The organism is Legionella maioricensis (genome assembly GCF_023618015.1).
In the GTDB taxonomy this organism is placed as follows: domain Bacteria; phylum Pseudomonadota; class Gammaproteobacteria; order Legionellales; family Legionellaceae; genus Legionella; species Legionella maioricensis.
On the sequence record NZ_JAJKBJ010000012.1, the window covers coordinates 24,863 to 47,330 of the forward strand.

Sequence of the window (22,468 nt, forward strand, 5' to 3'; positions counted from 1 at the left end):
CTAGCTCATTTATGTTAATTCTTCTATGCCTTGATTTGCTAAAGCATCAACCAAATCATTTTCCACATGACCTGAATGTCCTTTCACCCAATGCCACTTAATTTGATGAGAAGACGCCAAACTATCCAGCAATTGCCAAAGATCGGCATTTTTAACGGGTTCTTTTTTAGAATTTCGCCAGCCATTAATTTTCCAGCCACGCAACCATTCCATCATTCCTTTTTTTAAATATTGCGAATCAGTATACAAATCAACTTCACAAGGACGTTTCAAAGATTCAAGACCTTTAATCGCGGCCATCAACTCCATGCGATTATTAGTAGTATGGGGCTCGCCACCGTGAAGGGTTTTTTCTTTACCATTATAACGCAGCAATACGCCCCATCCCCCAGGCCCAGGATTTCCTTTGCAAGCACCATCGGTATAAATTTCAACACTCATAAAATAATTCTATAAAAAAATTAACGTTAAAAGGAATAATAGTTTATTGAGAAATTATCTGTTTTTTTTGATTTTAATACCACCAATTTTAGATAAAAGCATATCCAGTAACCTGCCATAAGGAGGATAAAGCCATGAAATTGTAGAAAACCGGCTTTGCACAAATACTGGCTTCAGTTTTGAAAAAGTATTAAAACCTTCCTGCCCATGATATTGTCCCATGCCACTCATACCCACACCACCAAATGGCAAATCATCAGCAGCAATATGCATTATGGTATCATTGATGGTTAAAGCCCCGGAAAGCGTCTGAGTCTGAATATACTCTATCTCCGCATCATCTTCACCAAAATAATATAAAGCCAAAGGGTTAGGATAAGATTTGATATACTCCACGGCCTCGTTGACTGCTTTATAACATATAATAGGCAAAATGGGACCGAAAATTTCTTCTTGCATTACTTTCATCTCTTGGGTGACGCCAAATAATAAATAAATGGGTATTTTATTATTAGCTGGGTTCAACTCGCCAAAGGTGACAACCTGAGCTCCTTTATTACGCGCATCCTGGACCAACTCCAGCAAGCGCTGCTTGTGATGCTCAGAAATAATGCTGGAATAATGTTCATTATTCATCAAGTCCGGATAATGAGTATGAATAAAATTTTTAAATTCTTCTTGTATTTTTTCTTCCCACCCATCGGGAATTAATAAATAGTCTGGAGCAATACACGTTTGAGCCGCATTAAATAATTTACCCATAAATAGTCGTTTGAAATATTTAGGGTTCATAGACGAGGACAATACTGCAGGAGATTTCCCTCCCAACTCTAAAGTAACCGGAGTAAGATTTTTGCTTGCCATACTCATGACTGATTTTCCTACAGAAGTAGAACCAGTAAATAGTAAATGTCCAAATGGAAGTGAGGCGAATTGTTTTGACAGTTCTACGTCTCCATCAATAATCTGAATAGCGTCTCCTACAGGGAGAGTACTAAACAATAATTGCAGGGTCTGAGCCGTATTGGGTGATAATTCAGACATTTTGATCATTACTTTATTACCCGAAGCCAAAGCGTAAATTGCGGGTACCAAAGCCAAGTAAACAGGGTAATTCCAGGGAACCATAATGCCCACAATACCTAATGGCTGAGGAATCAGATAAGCGCGGGCTGGAGCAAGCATCCAGGATACATTTCTTGACTTTTTTTTAATCCAGAACTTCATCTTTTTAAGACAAAAGTTGATGGCTTTTATTGTTGGGAAAATCTCCAAAAAAAGAGTTTCCTGTTCCGCCCTATAAGTAAAATCTTTGCTAACCGCTTCAGCTAAACTATAAGCATTTTTTTGCAACGCTTTTTTTATCGCCAGTAATAATTTTTTCCTCTCAGTCAAAGAGGGATAAGGATTCCTTTGATATTCATTTTGCAAATGTTTAAATTGCGTATTTAAATCCATTTTTTTATCCTCATCCTATAAGAATATTATTAAAGTGGACTAGAAAATTCCGCATCAAGAATTTTCTGTTTTATAATTGCCAAGTCTGGCGCAAAGTACCGATCTCGGTCATACGGCGCCACATCAACTCGAACTTTATCATAAACCTCTTGTAATAATGGAGACGTTTTTAACGGTTTATGAAATTCTAACCCTTGACAAGCGGCTAATAGTTCAATGGCTAGGATTGTCGCAATATTATCATTCATTTCATGCAAGCGCCTGGCCGCACTGGTTGCCATTGAGACGTGATCCTCCTGATTTGCGGAAGTAGGTAGACTATCAACTGAATGAGGATGAGCAAGGGCCTTATTATCACTAGCGCAAGAAGCAGCAGTGACATGGGCAATCATAAAGCCTGAATTCAAGCCCCCTTCTTTCACCAGAAAGGCAGGTAATCCACTAAAATTTTTGTCAATTAACAAAGCAATACGCCGTTCAGCATTTGCACCTATTTCTGCAATTGCCAAAGCGAGATTATCAGCTGCCATCGCAATAATTTCCCCATGAAAATTACCACCGGATAAAATATCACCTTGTTCAGCAAAAACTAAAGGATTATCAGAAATAGCATTAGCCTCAACCTGAAGCGTATCACTGACAAATTGCATTTGGTGTAATACTGCTCCCATGATTTGTGGTTGACAACGTAAAGAATAAGGATCTTGAACCCGAGAACAATTGCGATGAGATTCTCTTATCTGACTGCCGGTTAATAACTCTCTATACATTGCAGCTACATCGCATTGAGCTTGATGGCCCCTGACTTGATGAATCCTGGAGTCAAACGGCACATCGCTACCGCAAGCGGCATCTACAGACAATGCTCCTGCTATAACTGCAGTTTCAAATAAAATTTCACTGGTAAATAAAGCAGTAAGCGCAATCGCAGTAGAAACTTGTAGCCCATTAAGAAGAGCCAGACCTTCTTTAGCCTCGAGCTCTATAGGATTAAGACCCGCAATTTTTAAACCTTCTTTAGCACTGATAATTTTGCCTTGATAGCGTACCTCACCCTCACCCAGTAAGGGCAAAGACATATGAGCCAAAGGCACCAGATCTCCTGATGCCCCTACTGAACCTTTAGCCGGAATACAAGGATAGACCTGATGATTATATAATGAAATCAAAGCACTAATTAATTCCAGCCTAACACCGGAGTAACCCTGGGCCAAGTTATTGATTTTAAGCAATAAAATCAAGGATACAATTTTGTCAGAAAGTAACTCGCCAGTGCCACAGGCATGAGAAAGAACAATATTTCGTTGCAATTCCTTTAAATGCTCTGTTGAAATAGTCTGATTTGCTAAAGAACCAAAGCCGGTGTTGATCCCATAAACGGTTTTTTTATCCTCAAGCACTTTTTTTACCGTTTGATGTGATGCTTCTATCAAACCTAGTGCATTTTCAGAAAGTGAACAGGATAGATGGCGGTCTAAGGTTTGCTTGATAGAAAGCAATGTTAATTGACCGGGTTCAAGTATAAAATTCTCAGACATTTACGGACTCCTCTTGAGAGACCATAGGCAGCCAAAGCGAGTTCTCTCTTGCGCATTGTTTGGCAAGAGCATAACCAGCATCCGCATGACGCATGACCCCGGTAGCCGGATCATTATGTAAGACCCTTGCCAATCGACTGGCAGCCTTTTCGCTACCATCAGCAACGATCACTACACCCGCATGCTGTGAAAATCCCATTCCAACGCCGCCGCCATGATGAATACTGACCCAAGTTGCGCCACTGGCGCAATTTAATAAGGCGTTTAGTAGCGGCCAATCCGAAACTGCATCGCTTCCATCTAACATGCCTTCGGTTTCACGGTTGGGGCTAGCTACAGAACCCGAATCTAAATGATCACGGCCTATAACAATAGGCGCTTTAACCACTTTATTTTTAACCATTTCATTAAATGCCAAGGCTAACCGTGCTCTATCTTTTAATCCCACCCAACAAATTCTCGCTGGTAACCCTTGAAAAGCGATTTTTTCCCGAGCCATATCAAGCCAATGGTGCAAGTGCTTGTCATCAGGGATAAGTTTTTTCACCATCTCATCGGTTGCATAGATATCCTCAGGATCTCCTGATAATGCTACCCATCTAAAAGGACCAATTCCTTCACAGAACAATGGCCTAATGTAGGCCGGTACAAATCCCTCGAAGCCAAATGCCTTTTTTTCTCCGGCCTCAAAGGCCATTTGTCTAATATTATTCCCATAATCAAAAACAGGAATGCCTTTCTTTTGAAATTCCAGCATAGCATGGACCTGCACCGCCATAGATTTTTTGGCCATTTCCACCACTTGAGCAGGTGATGTTTTCCGCATTTCAGCAGCTTGCTCCAAAGACCATCCAATGGGGAGATAGCCATTAAGCGGATCATGAGCACTTGTTTGATCAGTGACTAAAGCCGGAGTAGCGCCGCGTTGGACCAATTGAGGAAAAATTTCTGCAGCATTGCCTAAAATTGCCACAGAAACAGGTTCTTTTTTCTGACATGATTCATTTATCCAAGATAAAGCTTCATCAAGATTATCAGTATATTTGTCCAAGTATCTAGTTTTAAGACGTTTTTCTATACGAGTTAAGTCACATTCAACCGCCAAGACACTTGCTCCGGCCATAGTTCCCGCCAAAGTTTGCGCCCCGCCCATCCCGCCTAAGCCGCCTGTTAAAATCCAACGTCCGGATAAATCACCATTATAATGTTTTTTAGCAGCAGCAATAAATGTTTCATAAGTTCCCTGAACAATGCCTTGGGAACCAATATAAATCCAGCTTCCGGCCGTCATCTGACCATACATCATCAGGCCTTTTTTATCCAACTCATTAAAATATTCCCAATTTGCCCATCGAGGAACCAAATTAGAATTGGCAATTAACACCCGAGGAGCATCTTCATGCGTAGTGAATACCCCTACCGGTTTACCAGATTGAATTAGTAAAGTCTGATCATCATCTAATGCTTTGAGCACTTGAACAATTTTATTAAAACAGTCCCAATTACGCGCAGCCTTACCTAATCCGCCATAAACAATTAGTGCTTCAGGATCCTCAGCCACCTCCGGATCCAGGTTATTACATAGCATACGTAAAGCAGCCTCGGTTAACCAACTTTTGGCTTGCTTTTCTGTTCCTCTATTCGCTCTAACCACATGTTTATTCTTATCTTTATCCATTAAGATAGCTCCATCACTTACAAAATAACAAGCATCATACACCAGAGAACTTTCTGCGGGAATGAGCGATCCAAGGGAAAAAAAATTTTATACCTGAATGCAGTTATCTTAGCTCCACACCATCTTAGTAATCTACTTCCCCCCAAGTAATGCTACGTCATCTCTGTGTAATGCTACGTAACATCATTTCGGTAATACCACTTCATCTCGAGCGTAGCGAGAGATCTTCTAGCATGAGCACCGCGCCATCATTTGGAGATCCCTCGCTTCGTTAGGGATGACGCAAAATTTATTATCAATTATTCAGTCAAATAAACAACACCTCTCCCAAAGAATAGTCACCTTATTGTTTCTATGATATATTGGCGGCAATGACTGCAACCTTATAAAAAGCATATTCTATGGAAAAACACCCTAAATCACTCAGTATATTTTTTGCCACAGAAATGTGGGAGCGGTATGGTTTTTATGTTGTTCAATCTTTATTAGCGCTTTATTTGGCATTACATTTCAAATGGCCAGACAAGCAGATCTATGCTTTAGTGGGCTCATTTACAGCGTTAACCTACCTTTCCCCTTTAGTGGGTGGATGGATAGCCGATAAACTAATCGGACAAAAAAGAGCTATTTTATTAGGTGCCGTAGTTTTATTTATCAGCTATTGTCTTTTATCACTGATAGACAATAACATGGGGCTCACTGCATCGCTTGCTGGTATTGCCGTAGGAACAGGTCTACTAAAGCCCAATATATCTTCATTATTAGGGAATGAATATCTTACTGGTTCAGCGCGTCGCGAAAGCGGCTTTACCATATTTTATATGGGAATTACTACCGGTATTATATTAGGTACTACCCTGCCAAGCCTGTTAAGCGAATATTTTGGTTGGACAGCCTCATTTATCAGTGCCGCATTGGGCATGATCATTGCCTTTATGGTATTTACCTATGGAATAATGAAATACAAAATCAAAGATTACAATCCTTTTGAGTTCCAATATAAAAAAATCATTCTTGCCTTTGGATTAATGCTCCTTCTTTGGTCCTTATCCTTTTATATTCTTAATTCGCCACAATTGGCTAATTTGATTTTTGGTATTGTTGTATTGTTTTCAGCCAGCTATATCCTCTACTCTGTGAATAAAGAAAATGCCAATCAATCACGCCAAACCCTTGTAATAGGCTTGCTGTGTATTATCTCTGTCATGTTTTGGTCTTTTTATTTTCAGATGTTTATGTCACTGACTCTCTTTATTTCGCGAGTGGTGCAACCAACATTTATGGGCATTCAATTCCCTGCCCCCTATTACATTACGGTGCAAAGTGTTGGTATGTTATTTATAGGTTTTTTTCTTTCAAGAAAACACCATCAGCAGACCTTAATAGAACGTGGAGTCAGTACAGGGAAAAAATTCTTACTTGCCATGCTGTTTATCACTATTGCCTACGGAATTATTGCATTGGTCAGTACTGCTGGAGATAAAACCACTTTAATATCTCCATTACTTATTTTCCCAGCTTATCTAATGATTTCTTTAGCTGAACTACTTTTGTCTCCAGTGGGTTTAGCGGCTATTACTAGTCTTGCTGATAAAAATAAAGTCAGCACCATGATGGGGATCTTTTTTGTTTCTTTGGGAATCGGCGGCTTTTTATCAGGGAAGCTGGCAGCCCTCACGGCTATTCCGCTTGGTGAAACGAATCTGGTAGTTTTAAAAGGTCTTTATGCCACCGCATTCACTCAACAATTAGGCATCCTTTTTATCGCCACTTTCGGGTGCCTGGTATTGTTTGCAGTCATTAAATTTTTGTTAACCAAAGTTCAAATAGTAGAAGAATAATGATTAACTCTTTTTATATAAACCAATTGCTGATATCATTCGGCGCTTTTTGATAGAAGATTACTTTACTTATGCCAGCTCAAAACCCTATGCTAGACAAGTTATTAAAATCCCTCGAGGACATTCAAGCTATAGACATTAAAGTTATTGATGTTCATAAGCAAACTACGATTACAGACTATATGATTATTGCGTCTGGAAGAGCATCTCGCCATGTAAAAGCTATTGCTCAAAAAGTAATGGAAGAGATGAAATTAGCTGGATTACCAGCAATGAGCTCTACTGGCGAGGACAGTGGTGATTGGGCTTTAATCGATTTCGGGGACTTCATAGTACACATCATGCAACCTGAAAGCAGACAATTTTATAATCTTGAAGGTTTGTGGGAAGAACATCCAAAAGCTTAGGCTATTATGTTAAAAATTACTGTGATTACTTTAGGCAATAAAATGCCTGACTGGGTCGTAAAAGGCTCAAATGACTATGCCAAACGGTTTAATGACAGCATTCAATTAAAAATTACGGAAATCCCCCTTATTCGCCGCAGCAAATCGTCTGATTTGGCTCGTATTCTGGAAAAAGAGTCTTCATTAATTAAAGAAGCTTTACCTCATGGCGCACGACTTATCGCTCTGGATATTGAGGGAAAATCATTTAGCAGTGAAGATTTAGCGCTTAAGATGACTCAATTGCAACAAATCTCCAGCCACTTTTGCTTTTTAATCGGAGGGCCAGAAGGTCTATCCACTGAAATCTTAAATCTTTGTGACGAACGATGGTCTTTATCCAAATTAACGCTCCCTCATCCTTTAGTACGCATTATGTTGTTAGAAACCTTATACAGAGCCTGGACTATTATAAACAATCATCCATATCATAAGTAATGGCAACGAATGGTAAATCTGGATTAGATTAATTGGTAAAAAAACTCATTTTAGGATACTATTCTCTTTTTCGTTTTTTCCTCTAAAGATTATTGCATGTGATGCGTCCAAATCAATCTTTCAAAAATTATCGAGCGGAATCTCGGGATCAACGTTTTAGGCTCAATCTACTCGTAGCTATTCTTATTATCTTGTCCTTAATTTTAATTCTAAGACTAGCATTCCTGCAAATATCTGAATTTAAGCGCTATCAAACCCTTTCTTTAAAAAATCAGATGAGTGTTATTCCTATAGCTCCGCCTAGGGGAGTCATTCTCGATCGAAATGGGGTATTGCTGGCAGAGAATATCCCAGTATACGTTCTTGAAATAATTCCAGAACATGTAAAAAATATTAAAAAAACCTTAGCGAAGCTACAGGAATTACTTCCTTCCATTACCGATGATGATATAGAAAATTTTAATCGTACCAAGTCACAAAATCGTTCTTTTGTTCCCATTCCTATCAAATTAAAATTAAGCCAGGAAGAGGTGGCTGTTTTTGCCATCAATCAATATCATTTCCCTGGGGTCAGCATTAAAGCACGACTGATGCGTCATTATCCCTTAGGTGAAATGACGGCTCATGTACTGGGCTATGTTGGCCGAATTAATCTGGAAGAATTAAAAAGAGTAGATCCGACCAATTATCGTGCTACCAATTTTATTGGCAAGGCAGGTATAGAAAAATACTATGAAGATATTCTTCACGGTAAGGTAGGCTACCAAATGGTAGAAACGGATGTCAGTGGCCGCACCCTTAGAGTAATAAATAAAGTGAACCCCCATTCTGGTGCAAAACTGTATTTGAGTATAGACACCAGGCTTCAACAAGCTGCATATGAAGCACTTAAAGATAAACGAGGTGCTGTGGTCGTCATCAACTCGCATAATGGTGAAGTTTTGGCTATGGTCAGTTCCCCCAGCTTTGATCCCAATATTTTTGTGGGCGGAGTAAGTTCAAAGGACTATAAGATTTTATCTAATGCGCTCCAAAGACCTCTCTTCAACAGAGCCGTAAGAGGCGTATATCCGCCTGCTTCGACCATCAAACCATTTGTTGGTTTGGCGGGATTAGAAAAAGGTTTTATAACAACGGATACAGAAATCTATGACCCGGGTAAATTTAAACTCCCAACTGCCAGTCATATATTTAGAGACTGGAAAAAAACAGGACATGGAGTGATTAATTTTAAACGCGCAATCACCGTATCGTGCGATACTTATTTTTACCAGCTAGGTCACAAAATGGGTATTTCTAATATCGAGGATATGTTAGTAAAATTTGGTTTGGGTCAGTTAAGTCATGTCGATCTGCATGAAGAAGCAAATGGAATAATCCCCAGCGCACGCTGGAAAAAACAAACTAAGGGCGTTTCCTGGTATCCTGGAGATACTTTAATCACCTCCATTGGCCAAGGTTTTATGTTAGCAACCCCCTTGCAAATGGCTAATGCTACCGCCTCCCTAAGCCAACATGGGCAACGTTTTAGACCGCATTTATTAAGTAAAACCGTAAATAGTGATAACGAAGAAATTGAAGAGTACAGTCCTGTTGAAGAATATCCCGTCTACCTCAAAGACGAGGCGCATTGGGATATAGTGGCTGAAGCCATGCATAGTGTTTTAACGAGCAATGAAGGAACTGGCTACCGATTTGGACGCAACCCACCCTATCCTGTTGCAGGAAAAACCGGAACTGCTCAAGTGCATAGCGGACGACAATATGAAAAGACCAAATATGAGGACATACCTGAGGCTCTGCGTGATAACTCACTATTTATCGCGTTTACTCCGGTAAAAAAACCAGAAATTGCCATAGCCGTTGTGGTTGAAAATGATACTAGTGCTTCGACCGTAGCGCGCAAAGTTCTGGATACGTATTATCAACTTTATCCTATTAAAGCGACTCATGAATAGAACACATACTAAACCCGTTTATCGCTTCACTGCGAAGGCTCTTCACCTGGATTTTCCCTTGCTGGGGCTGTTACTGACTTTAATTACCTTTGGCCTTTTGATTTTATATAGTGCTTCAAATGCCAATATGGGAATGATTTTACGCCAATCCATGCGGCTTGTTATTGCTACTCTTATTATGCTTGTTCTTGGTTTCATTCCTCCTCATAAATATAAAATATGGACTCCCTGGATTTACAGCGTTGGCTTATCCTTGCTCATTGCAGTAATGCTCATGGGGAAAATTGGTAAAGGAGCACAACGATGGCTTGAATTAGGCTTATTCCGTTTCCAGCCCTCTGAAATCATGAAGCTGGCTGTTCCCATGATGGCCGCGTGGTTTTTTGATCGCCAGGCTCATCCCAGTAGCTTAAAATCAATTTGTATAGCTGGCTTGATCATCTTTATTCCTGCCTTATTAATCGCTAAACAACCGGATTTAGGCACCGCCATTATGGTCAGTGCAGCGGGGTTATGCGTGGTTTTTTTAGCGGGTATTCGTTTTAAAATTATTCTATTAATCATCCTTCTTCTAGGAGCAGCGGTTCCGGTAGTTTGGCATGTCATGCATGATTACCAAAAACAAAGAATTTATACTCTGCTTAATCCGGAGCAAGACCCGCTTGGATCTGGATATCATATTATTCAATCAAAAATTGCTATAGGATCTGGTGGGTTGATGGGTAAAGGCTGGTTAGAAGGCAGCCAATCTCATCTAAATTTCTTGCCGGAACATGCCACTGACTTTATTTTTGCCGTAAGTGGTGAAGAGTTCGGTTTTGCTGGTGGTTTTGCGGTGATTGCACTTATCGTGTTAATTTCATTAAGAAGCCTAAATATAGCCAGTAACGCGCAGACTACCTTCACCCGACTTTTAGCCGCAAGTCTTGCCATGTCGTTTTTTCTATCTGGCTTTGTCAATATTGGCATGGTTATGGGAATTATTCCGGTGGTCGGGATCCCTCTTCCGTTGGTCAGTTACGGAGGAACGGCTATGGTTACCTTTTTAGCCAGTTTTGGTATTTTAATGTCTATAAGTTCACATCGAATTTTATTTAACAGCTTGCATTAAAAAATCCATCTAGCGCCAGCCTCTTTCCTGACGCTTCGGGTTAAATTTCACATCCATTTCACACAATTAGTCAATTAAAGCAGCCACCGGTGCATAGCTTCTTCTGTGGATTGGGCACGGGCCCAATCGAATCAAAGCTTCCCGGTGAGCCACAGTTGGGTACCCTTTATGGCTTGCAAACCCATACCCAGGGTAAATTCTGTCAAACTCTTCCATTTCTTCATCACGTAACACTTTGGCAAGAATGGATGCAGCACTTATTTCAGGAACCAAGCTATCACCTTGCACTATAGCTTCACAAGGCACGCTCAACTCCGGGACATGTAATCCATCCACCTTAACGGTATGTGGTTGTATTGATAAAGCTTCTACAGCTCTTTTCATTGCCAATAAAGTCGCATGATGAATATTAAGTCTATCGATCTCCTCTACTTCTGCTCTACCGTATGCATAGGCCAAAGCCTGTTCTTTTATTTGTAATGATAATAATTTACGACTTTTAGCTGTTAACGTTTTAGAATCAGCAAGTCCCGGTATTGTTTTTTTTAAAATAACCGCAGCTGTTACTACTGCCCCGGCTAAAGGCCCCCGCCCCACTTCATCCACACCAGCCATAAGAATTAAATTATCCAAAGCCATCCTCTCGTTCTCAAAAATCAGATTTTGAGATAATACAGATATAAAATTGATTTATCACCTAAGAAATGCGATCATGCGTACAAATTATTAGCAAATGATGATCTATGAATAAAATTCGATGCGCAGTAATTGGTATCGGCTATTTAGGTCGATTTCACGCCCAAAAATACCAACTCATTCCTAATGCGGAATTAGTCGCAGTATGTGACGTTAATCCGGAACTATGCGAAGCGATCTCGCTTGAACTTAATGTCCCGGCTTATCAGGATTATCGCGATTTATTTGGTCAAGTTGATGCAGTAAGCATTGCAGCAACTACTAACAAACATTATGAAATTGCAAAATCCTGTCTGGAACAAGGAATACATGTTCTTATCGAAAAGCCTATTACAGAAACGGTAATCCAGGCAGAGGAATTGATTCAGCTGGCTAAAAAACACCATGCTAAATTGCAGGTAGGTCATCTTGAACGTTTTAATGCAGCACATCGGGCATTAGAACATCATTTGGAATCGCCATTATTTATCGAATCTGAGCGCTTGGCTCCCTTTAATCCTCGTGGAACCGATGTTAATGTCATCCTTGATTTAATGATTCATGATATCGATATTATTCAAAATATGGTTAAAAGCCCTATCGTGTCTATTGTTGCTCAAGGAACTCCTGTATTGACTAAAGCGATTGACATAGCTAATGCGCGCATTACTTTTGCCAACCATTGTGTCGCGAATGTTACCGCCAGCCGAATTAGTTTTAAAACCGAGCGTAAAACACGAATTTTTCAAAATAATTCTTATATTTCAATTGATTATCATAATAAGCAACTTGCTGTGTTCAAAAAAGGTGAAGGGGAAATGTTTCCGGGAATCCCTGAAATAACCCGTGAACTAAAAGAGTTTGACAAGGGTGATGCTTTATTAGAAGAGATCAAAGCCTTTTTAATGTGCATTGAAAATGACACTGTTCCACTGGTTACTGGTGAAGAGGGTAAATATGCTCTGGAAACCGCAGAAAAAATTACCGCACTGATTAATAACAATCTCACCGAACGATATGCAGAAAGCTAAGCGAGTTGTCATTATTGCCGGTGAAGAGTCAGGCGATATACATGCAGCGGCCCTAATCAGGCAGCTAAAAACCGCCTACCCCAATATAGAAATTAGCGGTATTGGCGGTAAACACATGCAAAATGCCGGAGCTGAATTGGTTTATGATCTGGCTCGCTATGGAGTCACTGGCTTAACCGAAGTGATTCGTTTTTTGAAAATACTGCGCCGTGCATTCCTGGCCATTAAAAAACATTTAAGAACACAACAACCTGATTTACTTATCTTGGTAGACTATCCGGGTTTTAACTTGCGATTAGCAAAATATGCAAAAAGAAAATTAGGCCTTAAAATTCTATACTACATTAGCCCCCAAATCTGGGCCTGGAAAGCCAATCGCATCCATTTAATAAAAGAATGTGTTGATAGAATGGCCGTGATTTTGCCCTTTGAAAAAAGTATTTATGAAAAAGCAGGTGTGCCAGTAAGTTTTGTCGGTCACCCATTAGTAGACAAAATGTCATCTATTATGGGCTCGCTGGCATCTAAAGAGGAGCTTCAGATACCTGCGCAAAAAAGAATAATTGCTTTACTGCCAGGAAGTCGTACCCATGAAATTGAAAAACATATGCCAATTCTTCAAGAAACGGCGCAGTTACTTGATAAGCAATACCCTGATCTGCATTTTGTAATCCCTATTGCAGCTACTATCAATCCTCAAAAAATTAAAACTTATTTTTCAAACAAAAGCTCATCTATTTCCTTTATTCAAGGTAAAGCAGTTGATTGCATGGCCATTGCAGATTTTGTAATCGTTGCATCTGGAACGGCCTCTCTTGAATGTGCTTTACTACAAAAACCAATGTGCATTATTTATAAATCTTCCTTTCTTACCTATCATGCGGCCATGACGCTGATAAAAGTAAAATTTTTAGGGTTATGCAACCTTTTAGTCAAGAAAATGATGGTGCCAGAGTTTCTGCAATATGATTGTAATGCCATTGAATTATCTCAATATATTTCAACTTTTTATCAAGATCCGGCACAGCCCCAAAAAATGGTCAACCAACTTTCCGACCTTAAAGAATCATTGTCAAGCAACAAGGCTGACTGCTCATTGTTTGAGCTGGTAGAGACGGAATTGTCCTAAATAAATACCTGTTTTTAGCTTGAAAATCTAGATAATCAATTAACCTTCATGTACAATTAATCTTGCTTTCATTTGTTAGTGTAAGCAATTGGAATGTATGATTTAATTAATAATAAGGAAGTTAAGATGAATGTCATTGAAACACAAACAACGACCCAATCCATTAAACAAGAACAAGGTTTACAGGATTTAGTGTACAGTTTGGTCACCCGCTTTCTTGCTGAAAATAAAACCAAATCCATTGATGATCTTTATGACATGATTTTGTCTGAAGTTGAGCCTCCTTTACTACAAGCTGTTATGGAAAAACGTCGTGGAAATCAATTACAAGCGGCTAAAATGCTGGGTATTAGCCGTGGAACAATTAGAAAGAAATTACAAAGATATTTCGGCACTAAATATTTTCGTTTAACGGATGAATAAGGGATTTCCCTATAAATTAAAGGCTCGATATTCGAGCCTTTTTTTTAAGCCCTTCATGCTAATATTTAACTTCCCCCCCTTACACCCAGTCTTCATAAAACGCCTTTCAATCCATTCATGATAGATGCAACGACAAGTTATGTAATAAATCTGTAAACAATATGTTTTTTTTCTGCCAACCATGATAAAAAGCTGCCCTATTATAACTATACCTAGGAGAAGGATATGAAGCCCGTTATTTTCTTTACAGATGCCGCTAAAGACGGTGATGATTTATTAGCTACTTTCCATTTGATATTACAGGCAAAAGCAGCAGGTATTATTGATCAAAACACACCAGTGAAACTCGTAACAAGTGATGAAATTCCCTGCGATGCGAATGGCAAGCAGAATCCTCAAGGAAAATATGGCTTACGTGCCCTTTATTTAAATAAATATCTGGAACTATTGAAACAACAATTAGATTTACCCGCTGAGGCTTATCCTGAAATTATTGCTGGCCCAGTTACTACTTATTACAGCTATGATGAAGAAAAAAAGAAATACTATAATAAATCTTCCCAGAGTGAAGCGTTTTATGCCACTGAAGAAGTAGAAGATTACTACGCCGACCAGCCCGCGCCCGAGTCTTGTTTATTAAACAGGGATACACCTAACGCGTGGATTGAACAAGTTAAAAAAGCTACCCCTGAAGGCGCAACATTAGTGAATATTGCTGCATTCAATGGAGTTACAGATTTCCTCTCTCAGCTGTCTGATGAAGAGCGTCGTAAATTTACATTATTTAATATGGGTTACAATCTTCCCTATTCAAAGAACTCAGAGCTCCAAGAAATAATAAAAAATCCGAATACACTTCCCTATAATGCCCGCAGTACTGATCCCACTAAAGCGGTACAAGCGGCGCAAGAAATGGTAAAAATTGATAATCTTCATGTAGCATCAGGAACTACTCGTTCTCTACCTAAATACGACCAAAATTCCTGGCTGTCCAGTTTTACAGAGATCATGTCACGTGCTTATCTTTTGCTAACACTGCGCTATTCAGATGAACTGTTATTACCCGTGACAGCATTTATCAAGCACTCAAAATATAAGGGATTTTGGCCTCATGATGTTGTTCCTTCATTAATGATGGTCATTGAGCAAGGCGCCTGGGGAAGTATGGGCTTGCCTCCCTTAAAAAAAGAAATGCTCTTTACTCAAATAGAACGTGTCCCGGCAACAAATTTGCAATTGCGAATGATCAACAATACTGGCGTGTTAATTGATTCAACCCCCGCCTCAGAAATACGCAGTGATCTCGCTGATCAAGCTATTGGTCACCAATCTCAACTCTTCACTTATGGTAAGGAAATAGATGTTGTGTTCTTTACCTCACTCTTGCATTTCATTGCCATACAAGCCCTTCCCAAGGAACAGCAAGAGGCACAACGAGGTCTCCTGAATCATTACAGTATTATTCTGAGATTAAAAAGCAACTTATATGATCTAAAACAAGATCCTGAAACGAATAAAGAAAAAATAGTTCAATTGGAACAACAGGTAAAATCTACCTGGACCACGGTTAGTTTTATGGAGTTGCAGCAACAACTTTCACTGCTGACAATAGAAAATCTGAAGGATGAGATTCAGTATATTTTAGGCTCTGAATCAAATACTTTTTCATTACATCAATTTACTCCGGAACAAGCCAAGTCACTTAACCTGCTTATAACTCAAATCCTTGACTGGTCTACTGAAAAGGATATTAACAAGACTTTGCTTAACGAAAATATGCTGCAATGGATAAAAGCAGTTGCTGAATACATGCAGGTCACCCAAAAACCTTTAAGTTCAGCCATGTTAAGCGATCTAAAAGCAGCATTGCAAAAGATCACTCCCACAACAAATCTCACTCCCCTCACAACCGCATTGTTTTATCGCTTAAGAGCAGAGGCAATGCCTACTGATACAGCACTAAACTTGTTAAAGCAAAACGGGGCCTTTGACGTTGAATTTAAAAGAACGGGTAATAGTTTAATTTACTCTGAATTAAGTCTTGGTGGTAATTTATCTATTGTTTTTCCACGAGGGATTCATGGGATATCTGAAGAATTCAAAGATCTATTAACATTAAAAAATCATTCAGAAGCCAATAAACTTGCCTTTAAACTCCATCTGGCCATTCATGACGCAGGCAAAGGCGATGTGATTAAGAGTGCCGTCAGAAAGAACAAAGAAGGAATCTATTTTGTTCGTCTACCGGATAATACTTATTATAAATTCGAACCCACTGTTATGTTTTATGATCAACCTGATAAGTCTCTAGTTAAAAAACCATACAATGAGATAGAACCAAGTGATGAACAACACTTCACAGAGGCTACGGCTCACGTTGATCATGATGCTGCATTAGAGGTATATGGAGCTGTTGGTGGAGCAGTTAAAGGCTGCTCGGCAACTGAGTTTCTAATCTGGGACGGGATTGCACCGGAGGATGCTAATAAAGAAGCCATCAGTATTTGCGATGAACTCATTACCTTATGTAATGAAATGAATATCGCCCAGACCATTCAAGGAGAAATACCTTTTGCAGGGATTAAAAAAGGACTGGATCTATTTTTCGCGGCATACAAAAAAGATCCTAAAATGGCGGAGTTAGTATTTGCTCATCACTGTTTTGATATTTATGGTGCAGCACAGCTTGATTCTTTTTCCAGTATTAGCGCCGGGCAACCTGAAGTGCAATTAAAAATAGAACTACTCTATAAAACACTGGTAACTGTAGCTCAAGATCATGATAATCCCGAGCCCAGTAAAACTGCGTTCCAGCTTTATCGTAAAAAGTTAGCAGCAGCAATACCAGAGATCCTTCCTATAGAAAATAACTTAGAAAATGAACAAAAAATCATTGCTATAACACGTGTTGCACAGATGTTGCGTTGTCATTTATTCAAGGTAAAAACTGATGCACAAACGAAACACATGTCCATTGCTGAAGACGGTGTTTATGATCAAAGAACGCGCCTCTTCGTAGGGAGCATCAAAGAATCGTTCAATTTACTTGCAAAGAGTGAGCAACAACAACTAATTGAAATTCTTAACCGAAACGATGGTGTAGAGAATAATGCCGCGGCTATGGTGATGTATGGTCCTAAGTTATTGTTAACGGCGACCACTGGCACTGAATTTGCACCTCAAGATCCTACTGAGTCAGCAGTCATTGCTGAACGTTTAGCACCACTGCTTAGATTGTATACAAAATTATATAATCTGCAGTCTCAACGTTCCTCTCAGTACAGTGTCATCGAAATCGTTGAGTTAGCGCTGATTGTTGAAAGAGTCTTTACATACTATAAAGAAGCGGCCAGGGAAGAAAAAGAGACCTTCGCTAACTTATTATTCACCTTGCAAGAAACAGGTAAAGCAAAAGAGTTTCTCGCTAAACTTCCTCCTATTACAGAAACAAAAACCAAGACGAAACAAGAGCAATTTGCGTGTCTTCAAGAGGCATTAAAAACAACTGCTGTTTCATTCGAGTTCTCAGTGCCTGTAGTAGTTCCTCTGGTTACACCAGTCACTGCCAAGCCAGAAGAAATTATTTCATCTGAACCACTTAAAGTTGAACCTCTTTATGAAATTTTGCAAACACTGTGCGATAACCGAAGCGTTCTTAATAAATACGAACTGCAAGAGTTGTTAATAAGCGAAGTTCAAAATACTGATTTAACCATCGATCAATATAATGAGCTTTATCTAAACATTAAGAATATTCCGGAATTGAATACTCATTCCAATCCTTATCTGGATCGTTTTTTTGGGATTAACAATACAGAGTCCTGGCGTGATACGTTAAAAATATTAAGGAACCAATCTCTGGAGAAATTATTTGCCGAACTTGAAAATCTTGAATCAGATGAAGACAAATTATCCTTATTAGAGACCGCGAAAAACTTACCTCTCTTTTGCGAGCACCGTAATAATTTCATTATACAAGGTGCTTGGGGTAGAACTAATAGTGTGAAATTAATAGAAGAGAAAGAGAACGAAATTCTTGGTCAATACGCTCTTCATTTATAAATACAATACAATCGTAGGTTGGGTCATGACCCAACTTATAAAGCTTTTGATTTATTCCATACGTGCCGCGGCTTTGTCGCGGTATTTTTTTTGCTTCCCTCAAAACTGTCGAGTTTTATTAAAAAAGTAGCCTGGGTGCAGCCGCAGGCGTAACCCAGGTTTTCCTGCCACAGCTCCCGGGTTACGCCTGCGGCTGCACCCAGGCTACGTCATCATAAAAATACTTTACAGATATCCCGGCTGCTTGCAGCCGGGCCCGTCATAACTTTGAGTTAATTAAGAAGAAACCAATAATTTGTTTACTCGATTAACAAAATCGGCCGGATTATCTAACTGACCACCTTCGGCCAATACTGCCTGTTCAAATAACATAGTAACCCATAATTCAAACTGAGTATCATCCTGAATATCGTGTAACCGTTTAATCAGTGCATGATCAGGATTAATTTCAAAGATAGGTTTACTTGTCGGAACTTGTTGTCCCGCAGCTTGTAAAATTCTCTGCATTTCCAATCCCATATCTTGCTCATCGGCAATAATACATGCTGGAGAATCAGTGAGGCGATTAGTGACCAGTACGTCTTTAACACGTTCATTGAGTACTGTTTTAATATGCTTGATTAAAGGCTCTAAAGTCTTTTCTTGCTCTTTGATTTGGTCAGTGGATTCATCACCTAATTCAACTTTACCTTTAGAAATGGATTGCAGTTTTTTACCAGCAAACTCATTCATATAACCAACGAGCCACTCATCTATTTTATCGCTAAGCAACAATACCTCTATGCCTTTTTTCTTAAAAATTTCTAAATGAGGACTATGCTTGGCTGCATTATAACTGGACGCAGTAATATAATAAATTTTGTCCTGACCTTCTTTCATGCGACTTACATATTCATCCAGGGTCACTTCTTGTTTCTCTGAACCGCTCATAGTAGTAGCAAAACGAAGTAATTTGGCAATGCTCTCTTTATTGGCAAAATCTTCAACAGGGCCTTCTTTTAAAACCAAACCAAACTCATCCCAAAACTTTTGATAGTTTTCTTTATCGCTGGTGCTCATTTTTTCCAGCATGGATAAGACACGTTTCGTACAGGCAGCTCTTATGCTTTCGACTTGTTTATTATCTTGTAAAATCTCACGTGATACGTTGAGTGGTAAATCGCTAGCATCCACAATTCCTTTTACAAATCTTAAATATCTAGGTAAGAATTGAGTCGCATCATCCATTATAAATACACGTTTCACATAAAGCTTTAAGCCATGCTTTACTTCTTGCTGCCACATATCATACGGAGCATGAGAAGGAATATAGAGTAAGGTAATATATTCATGTTTCCCCTCTACATGGTTATGTGACCAGGTAAGCGGATCCAGGTAGTCATGAGAAATATGTTTATAAAGCAATTTATATTCTTCATCGCTAATCTCAGATTTTTGCATAGTCCATAGGGCAGTTGCTTTATTGACCGTTTCAAACTCATCAGTTTTTTTATCGTCTTCAGAAGTCTTTTTCATGACTATTGGCCAGCATATATGATCTGAATATTTACTGATAATGCTGCGAATACGCCAGTCACTTAGAAACTCATCATCCTCAGCTTTTAGATGTAACGTAATTTCAGTACCACGCGTTGCCTTTTTTTCATAACCAATAGTAAATTCGCCATCGCCAGATGATTCCCAGACTATTCCTTCCTCAGCTTTTAAACCAGCACGACGGCTTTTTACAGTAACTTTATCCGCCACAATAAATGCTGAATAAAACCCCACTCCAAATTGACCAATAAGTTGAGAGTCTTTGGCACTCTCCCCTGTTAACTGGCTCATAAACTCTTTAGTTCCCGATTTAGCAATAGTCCCTAAATTTTCTACTGCCTCATCCCAACTCATACCGATACCATTATCATTAATCGTTATCGTTTTCAGCTTTTCATTCGACTGGATAGTAATTTTTAAATCTGAATCGTTTTCAAAAAGAGTTCCATTAGATAAGGCTAAAAAACGCAATTTATCTAAAGCATCAGAAGCATTTGAAATTAACTCTCTGAGAAAAATTTCTTTATTGCTATACAGCGAATGAACTACTAAATGAAGCATTTGCTTTACTTCAGTTTGAAACCCCATAGTTTGTTGCTTACTAACCATTACCCAATCTCCTGTTATACATTTTCAAATTGATACAAAACATATTAGGGTACTTTGCAGAAATTCAAGGGGGAAAAGATTAATTAATTGAATTTATTGATTTATAAAAGATTTTAAACAGTCAGAGTTGAGCGCTGGTTGAGAGCTCTAACCAGTAAAAAAGCGCAGCATACACTAAGTCTGGACATTGGCCTTTTTTACAAAGCTGATTGGTAAACCGTCTTTGCTTCACTTCGTTCGCAAAGACGACAGTTTTTCGCCAATTTTCAAAAAAACTCGAAGTTGAGATACTAAGTATGCGAGCATTTTTTACTGGCCAGATCTCACAGCCTGCACTTAAAGCGTTCAAAACTCGAAACCGGCCATGGTTAAGAGGCCGCCAGAGTGAATAATCAACACATTGCCTTTTAATTTTTCGACCTCTATGAACCTTCTTGCTTCATGAAATAATTTTGCTGAATAAATGGGATCAGCTAAAATCCCCTCTTCTCTTGCCAAACGCTTTATTTCATCTTTAATTGTCTTATTTATGGCGCCAAAAGACCGTGCTGTAGAAGGATAAAAACACTGATAATTACCTGGGGTCATACCAGTCCACTGCTTAAGTTTATTATGAAATATTTGCTCCTCGTCAGCTAATAATAAGACATGAATAAGAGATGGATGATTTAATTGTGCCAGTCCTTTAATCAGACCCGCAGCTGAAAACCCGGTTCCTGCGTCTACAAATATATGTTGGAAACTAAACCCCATCGTTTTTTCATTCTCAATGATGTCTTCAGCAAGACTCATAGCGCCACTTAAAGCCTCCGTAACGCTGGCTCCTTCATTAAGAACAAAACCGACTTCGCTAAGGCCATTAAGAAAGTCATGAGCCAAGTTCTCAACTTCAGGCCACTCATCACGATTCACCCAAATAATTTCTTGTTCATTTAAAAAAAGCAGACTCAATTTAAAATTACCCTGCACTTCTAAATTTCTCGGCTTAATTAAAAACGCAGTAACCTGTAACTTGAGTTCTCTCGCTATTTGTAATGCTGCCAGTAAATTATTCGACTGTGGACCGGCAATGATAATTAAATGACGTATGTTTTTTTGAATTAAAAAAGGGATAAGACTTGAGTATTTACGTAACTTTGAACCACTGATACCGCATCCTAATTCATCGTCTCTTTTGACATAGCAATTGACTCCATCATCCGGGAAACAATTGAGTTTATGAATGCGACTGGATAAGTTCCACATGAGGTATCTTATTTATTTCTAACAAAGCTTAAATGACTTTCAGAGGAATGTTCTTTACTAAACCGATAATCTAACTCAGTAAAGTCTTTAAGATGTTCTAAATGCTCAATTCGATGGTGCATAATAAATTTGGCCATTACTCCCCTTGCCTTCTTGGCATGAATACCAATCATTTTAATTTCATTATTCTTTTGCTCATAAAAATTGATGGTAATGATTGGGGACTTTATTTTTTTCTCATCCACTACTTTAAAGTACTCTGCAGATGCAAGATTAATAAGCAAAGGATTATCTTGAAGAGCTAATTGTTGATTCAAGACTTTAGTTACCGGCTCACGCCAAAAATCATATAAATTGGCACCGCAAGGATTGGCAAGACGCACGCCCATTTCAAGGCGATAGGGCTGAATTTCATCCAAAGGTTTCAAAAATCCATAAAGACCGGATAAAATTCCCAAATGAGATTGAGAATAATCAATTTCTTCAGCCGTCCAGCTTGAAGCTTGTAAGCCTTGATAAACATCGCCTTGAAATAAAAATAGAGCGGGATACGAGTGAGGCATAGAACTCTCTTTGAAAGAGAACTGTTGGTATCGATCGTAATTTAATACAGCCAATTCTTTAGATAAATCCATTAAAGCAGCGATCTGCTCTATAGATTGAGACTTCATAATCTTGGCTAATTTCACGGCTTTTTTGATTAGTAAAGGTTGTGAAGTATTGCCAGAATAAGGCTTTGCAATCGATAATAATTTTTTAGCGGGTGATAATAAAGTCAACATATACAGGTACCTGAATTAAATTAATACATTTAAAAATCTATTCCTACATAAATAGAGCCAGACACTG

General features: G+C 38.9%; 17 protein-coding genes. 9 read left to right on the plus strand and 8 right to left on the minus strand.

The window, feature by feature from the left end:
* Window positions 1–9: 9 nt before the first annotated feature.
* Genes rnhA through hutU form a run of 4 tightly spaced genes read right to left on the minus strand, consistent with a single transcriptional unit; the run spans window position 10 to window position 5,115 of the window.
* Window positions 10–441: a ribonuclease HI gene (gene rnhA / locus LOX96_RS10830; protein ID WP_250421499.1), complete on the minus strand. Its 432-nt coding sequence runs from the start codon at window positions 439–441 to the stop codon at window positions 10–12.
* Window positions 442–495: 54 nt separating this feature from the next.
* Window positions 496–1,899 (minus strand): coniferyl aldehyde dehydrogenase, encoded by a 1,404-nt coding sequence (locus tag LOX96_RS10835; RefSeq protein ID WP_250421500.1) that lies wholly within the window; start codon window positions 1,897–1,899, stop codon window positions 496–498.
* Window positions 1,900–1,928: 29 nt separating this feature from the next.
* Complete coding sequence (gene hutH / locus LOX96_RS10840; RefSeq protein ID WP_250421501.1) at window positions 1,929–3,437, minus strand: histidine ammonia-lyase; 1,509 nt, start codon at window positions 3,435–3,437, stop codon at window positions 1,929–1,931.
* Window positions 3,430–5,115 (minus strand): urocanate hydratase, encoded by a 1,686-nt coding sequence (gene hutU, locus LOX96_RS10845; protein WP_250421502.1) that lies wholly within the window; start codon window positions 5,113–5,115, stop codon window positions 3,430–3,432. Before hutU ends, hutH begins: the two co-directional genes overlap by 8 nt.
* A gap of 401 nt (window positions 5,116–5,516) precedes the next feature.
* Between hutU and LOX96_RS10850 the strand changes: the two genes are divergently transcribed.
* From LOX96_RS10850 to rodA, 5 genes are all read left to right on the plus strand, one after another.
* A complete protein-coding gene (locus LOX96_RS10850; RefSeq protein ID WP_250421503.1) occupies window positions 5,517–6,956 on the plus strand; it encodes a peptide MFS transporter in 1,440 nt (479 codons plus the stop codon).
* A gap of 71 nt (window positions 6,957–7,027) precedes the next feature.
* Window positions 7,028–7,363 carry a ribosome silencing factor gene (gene rsfS, locus LOX96_RS10855; RefSeq protein WP_250421504.1) on the plus strand — a complete coding sequence of 112 codons (336 nt, stop codon included), beginning with the start codon at window positions 7,028–7,030 and terminating at the stop codon, window positions 7,361–7,363.
* 6 nt (window positions 7,364–7,369) lie between these two features.
* Window positions 7,370–7,840, plus strand: a complete 471-nt coding sequence (gene rlmH / locus LOX96_RS10860) for a 23S rRNA (pseudouridine(1915)-N(3))-methyltransferase RlmH (RefSeq protein WP_250421505.1) — start codon at window positions 7,370–7,372, stop codon at window positions 7,838–7,840.
* Between the two features lie 101 nt (window positions 7,841–7,941).
* Window positions 7,942–9,798: a penicillin-binding protein 2 gene (gene mrdA, locus LOX96_RS10865; RefSeq protein WP_250421587.1), complete on the plus strand. Its 1,857-nt coding sequence runs from the start codon at window positions 7,942–7,944 to the stop codon at window positions 9,796–9,798.
* On the plus strand, window positions 9,791–10,909 hold the full coding sequence (gene rodA, locus LOX96_RS10870; protein ID WP_250421506.1) for a rod shape-determining protein RodA: 1,119 nt from the start codon (window positions 9,791–9,793) through the stop codon (window positions 10,907–10,909). The genes mrdA and rodA overlap by 8 nt, the downstream gene beginning before the upstream one ends.
* Window positions 10,910–10,975: 66 nt before the next feature.
* On the opposite strand, the gene rnhB is transcribed toward rodA, so the two are convergent.
* On the minus strand, window positions 10,976–11,548 hold the full coding sequence (gene rnhB / locus LOX96_RS10875; protein ID WP_250421507.1) for a ribonuclease HII: 573 nt from the start codon (window positions 11,546–11,548) through the stop codon (window positions 10,976–10,978).
* A gap of 104 nt (window positions 11,549–11,652) precedes the next feature.
* Between rnhB and LOX96_RS10880 the strand changes: the two genes are divergently transcribed.
* The 4 genes from LOX96_RS10880 to LOX96_RS10895 all read left to right on the plus strand — a co-directional run bounded on the left by LOX96_RS10880 (window position 11,653) and on the right by LOX96_RS10895 (window position 18,229).
* Window positions 11,653–12,615 (plus strand): Gfo/Idh/MocA family protein, encoded by a 963-nt coding sequence (locus tag LOX96_RS10880; protein ID WP_250421508.1) that lies wholly within the window; start codon window positions 11,653–11,655, stop codon window positions 12,613–12,615.
* The gene (gene lpxB / locus LOX96_RS10885) at window positions 12,602–13,744 is read left to right on the plus strand and encodes a lipid-A-disaccharide synthase (protein ID WP_250421509.1); all 1,143 of its coding nucleotides are present in this window, start codon (window positions 12,602–12,604) and stop codon (window positions 13,742–13,744) included. Before LOX96_RS10880 ends, lpxB begins: the two co-directional genes overlap by 14 nt.
* Before the next feature lie 126 nt (window positions 13,745–13,870).
* Window positions 13,871–14,167 (plus strand): helix-turn-helix domain-containing protein, encoded by a 297-nt coding sequence (locus LOX96_RS10890; RefSeq protein WP_348645838.1) that lies wholly within the window; start codon window positions 13,871–13,873, stop codon window positions 14,165–14,167.
* Window positions 14,168–14,392: 225 nt separating this feature from the next.
* Window positions 14,393–18,229, plus strand: a complete 3,837-nt coding sequence (locus LOX96_RS10895) for a hypothetical protein (protein WP_250421511.1) — start codon at window positions 14,393–14,395, stop codon at window positions 18,227–18,229.
* 276 nt (window positions 18,230–18,505) lie between these two features.
* Here LOX96_RS10895 and htpG read toward each other — a convergent pair whose 3' ends face one another.
* From htpG to yaaA, 3 genes are all read right to left on the minus strand, one after another.
* Window positions 18,506–20,374, minus strand: coding sequence for a molecular chaperone HtpG (htpG, locus tag LOX96_RS10900; protein WP_250421512.1), 1,869 nt, complete (start codon window positions 20,372–20,374; stop codon window positions 18,506–18,508).
* Between the two features lie 345 nt (window positions 20,375–20,719).
* Window positions 20,720–21,619 carry a pyridoxal-phosphate dependent enzyme gene (locus LOX96_RS10905; protein ID WP_250421513.1) on the minus strand — a complete coding sequence of 300 codons (900 nt, stop codon included), beginning with the start codon at window positions 21,617–21,619 and terminating at the stop codon, window positions 20,720–20,722.
* Window positions 21,620–21,627: 8 nt separating this feature from the next.
* The gene (gene yaaA / locus LOX96_RS10910) at window positions 21,628–22,401 is read right to left on the minus strand and encodes a peroxide stress protein YaaA (RefSeq protein ID WP_250421514.1); all 774 of its coding nucleotides are present in this window, start codon (window positions 22,399–22,401) and stop codon (window positions 21,628–21,630) included.
* Between the last annotated feature and the right edge of the window lie 67 nt (window positions 22,402–22,468).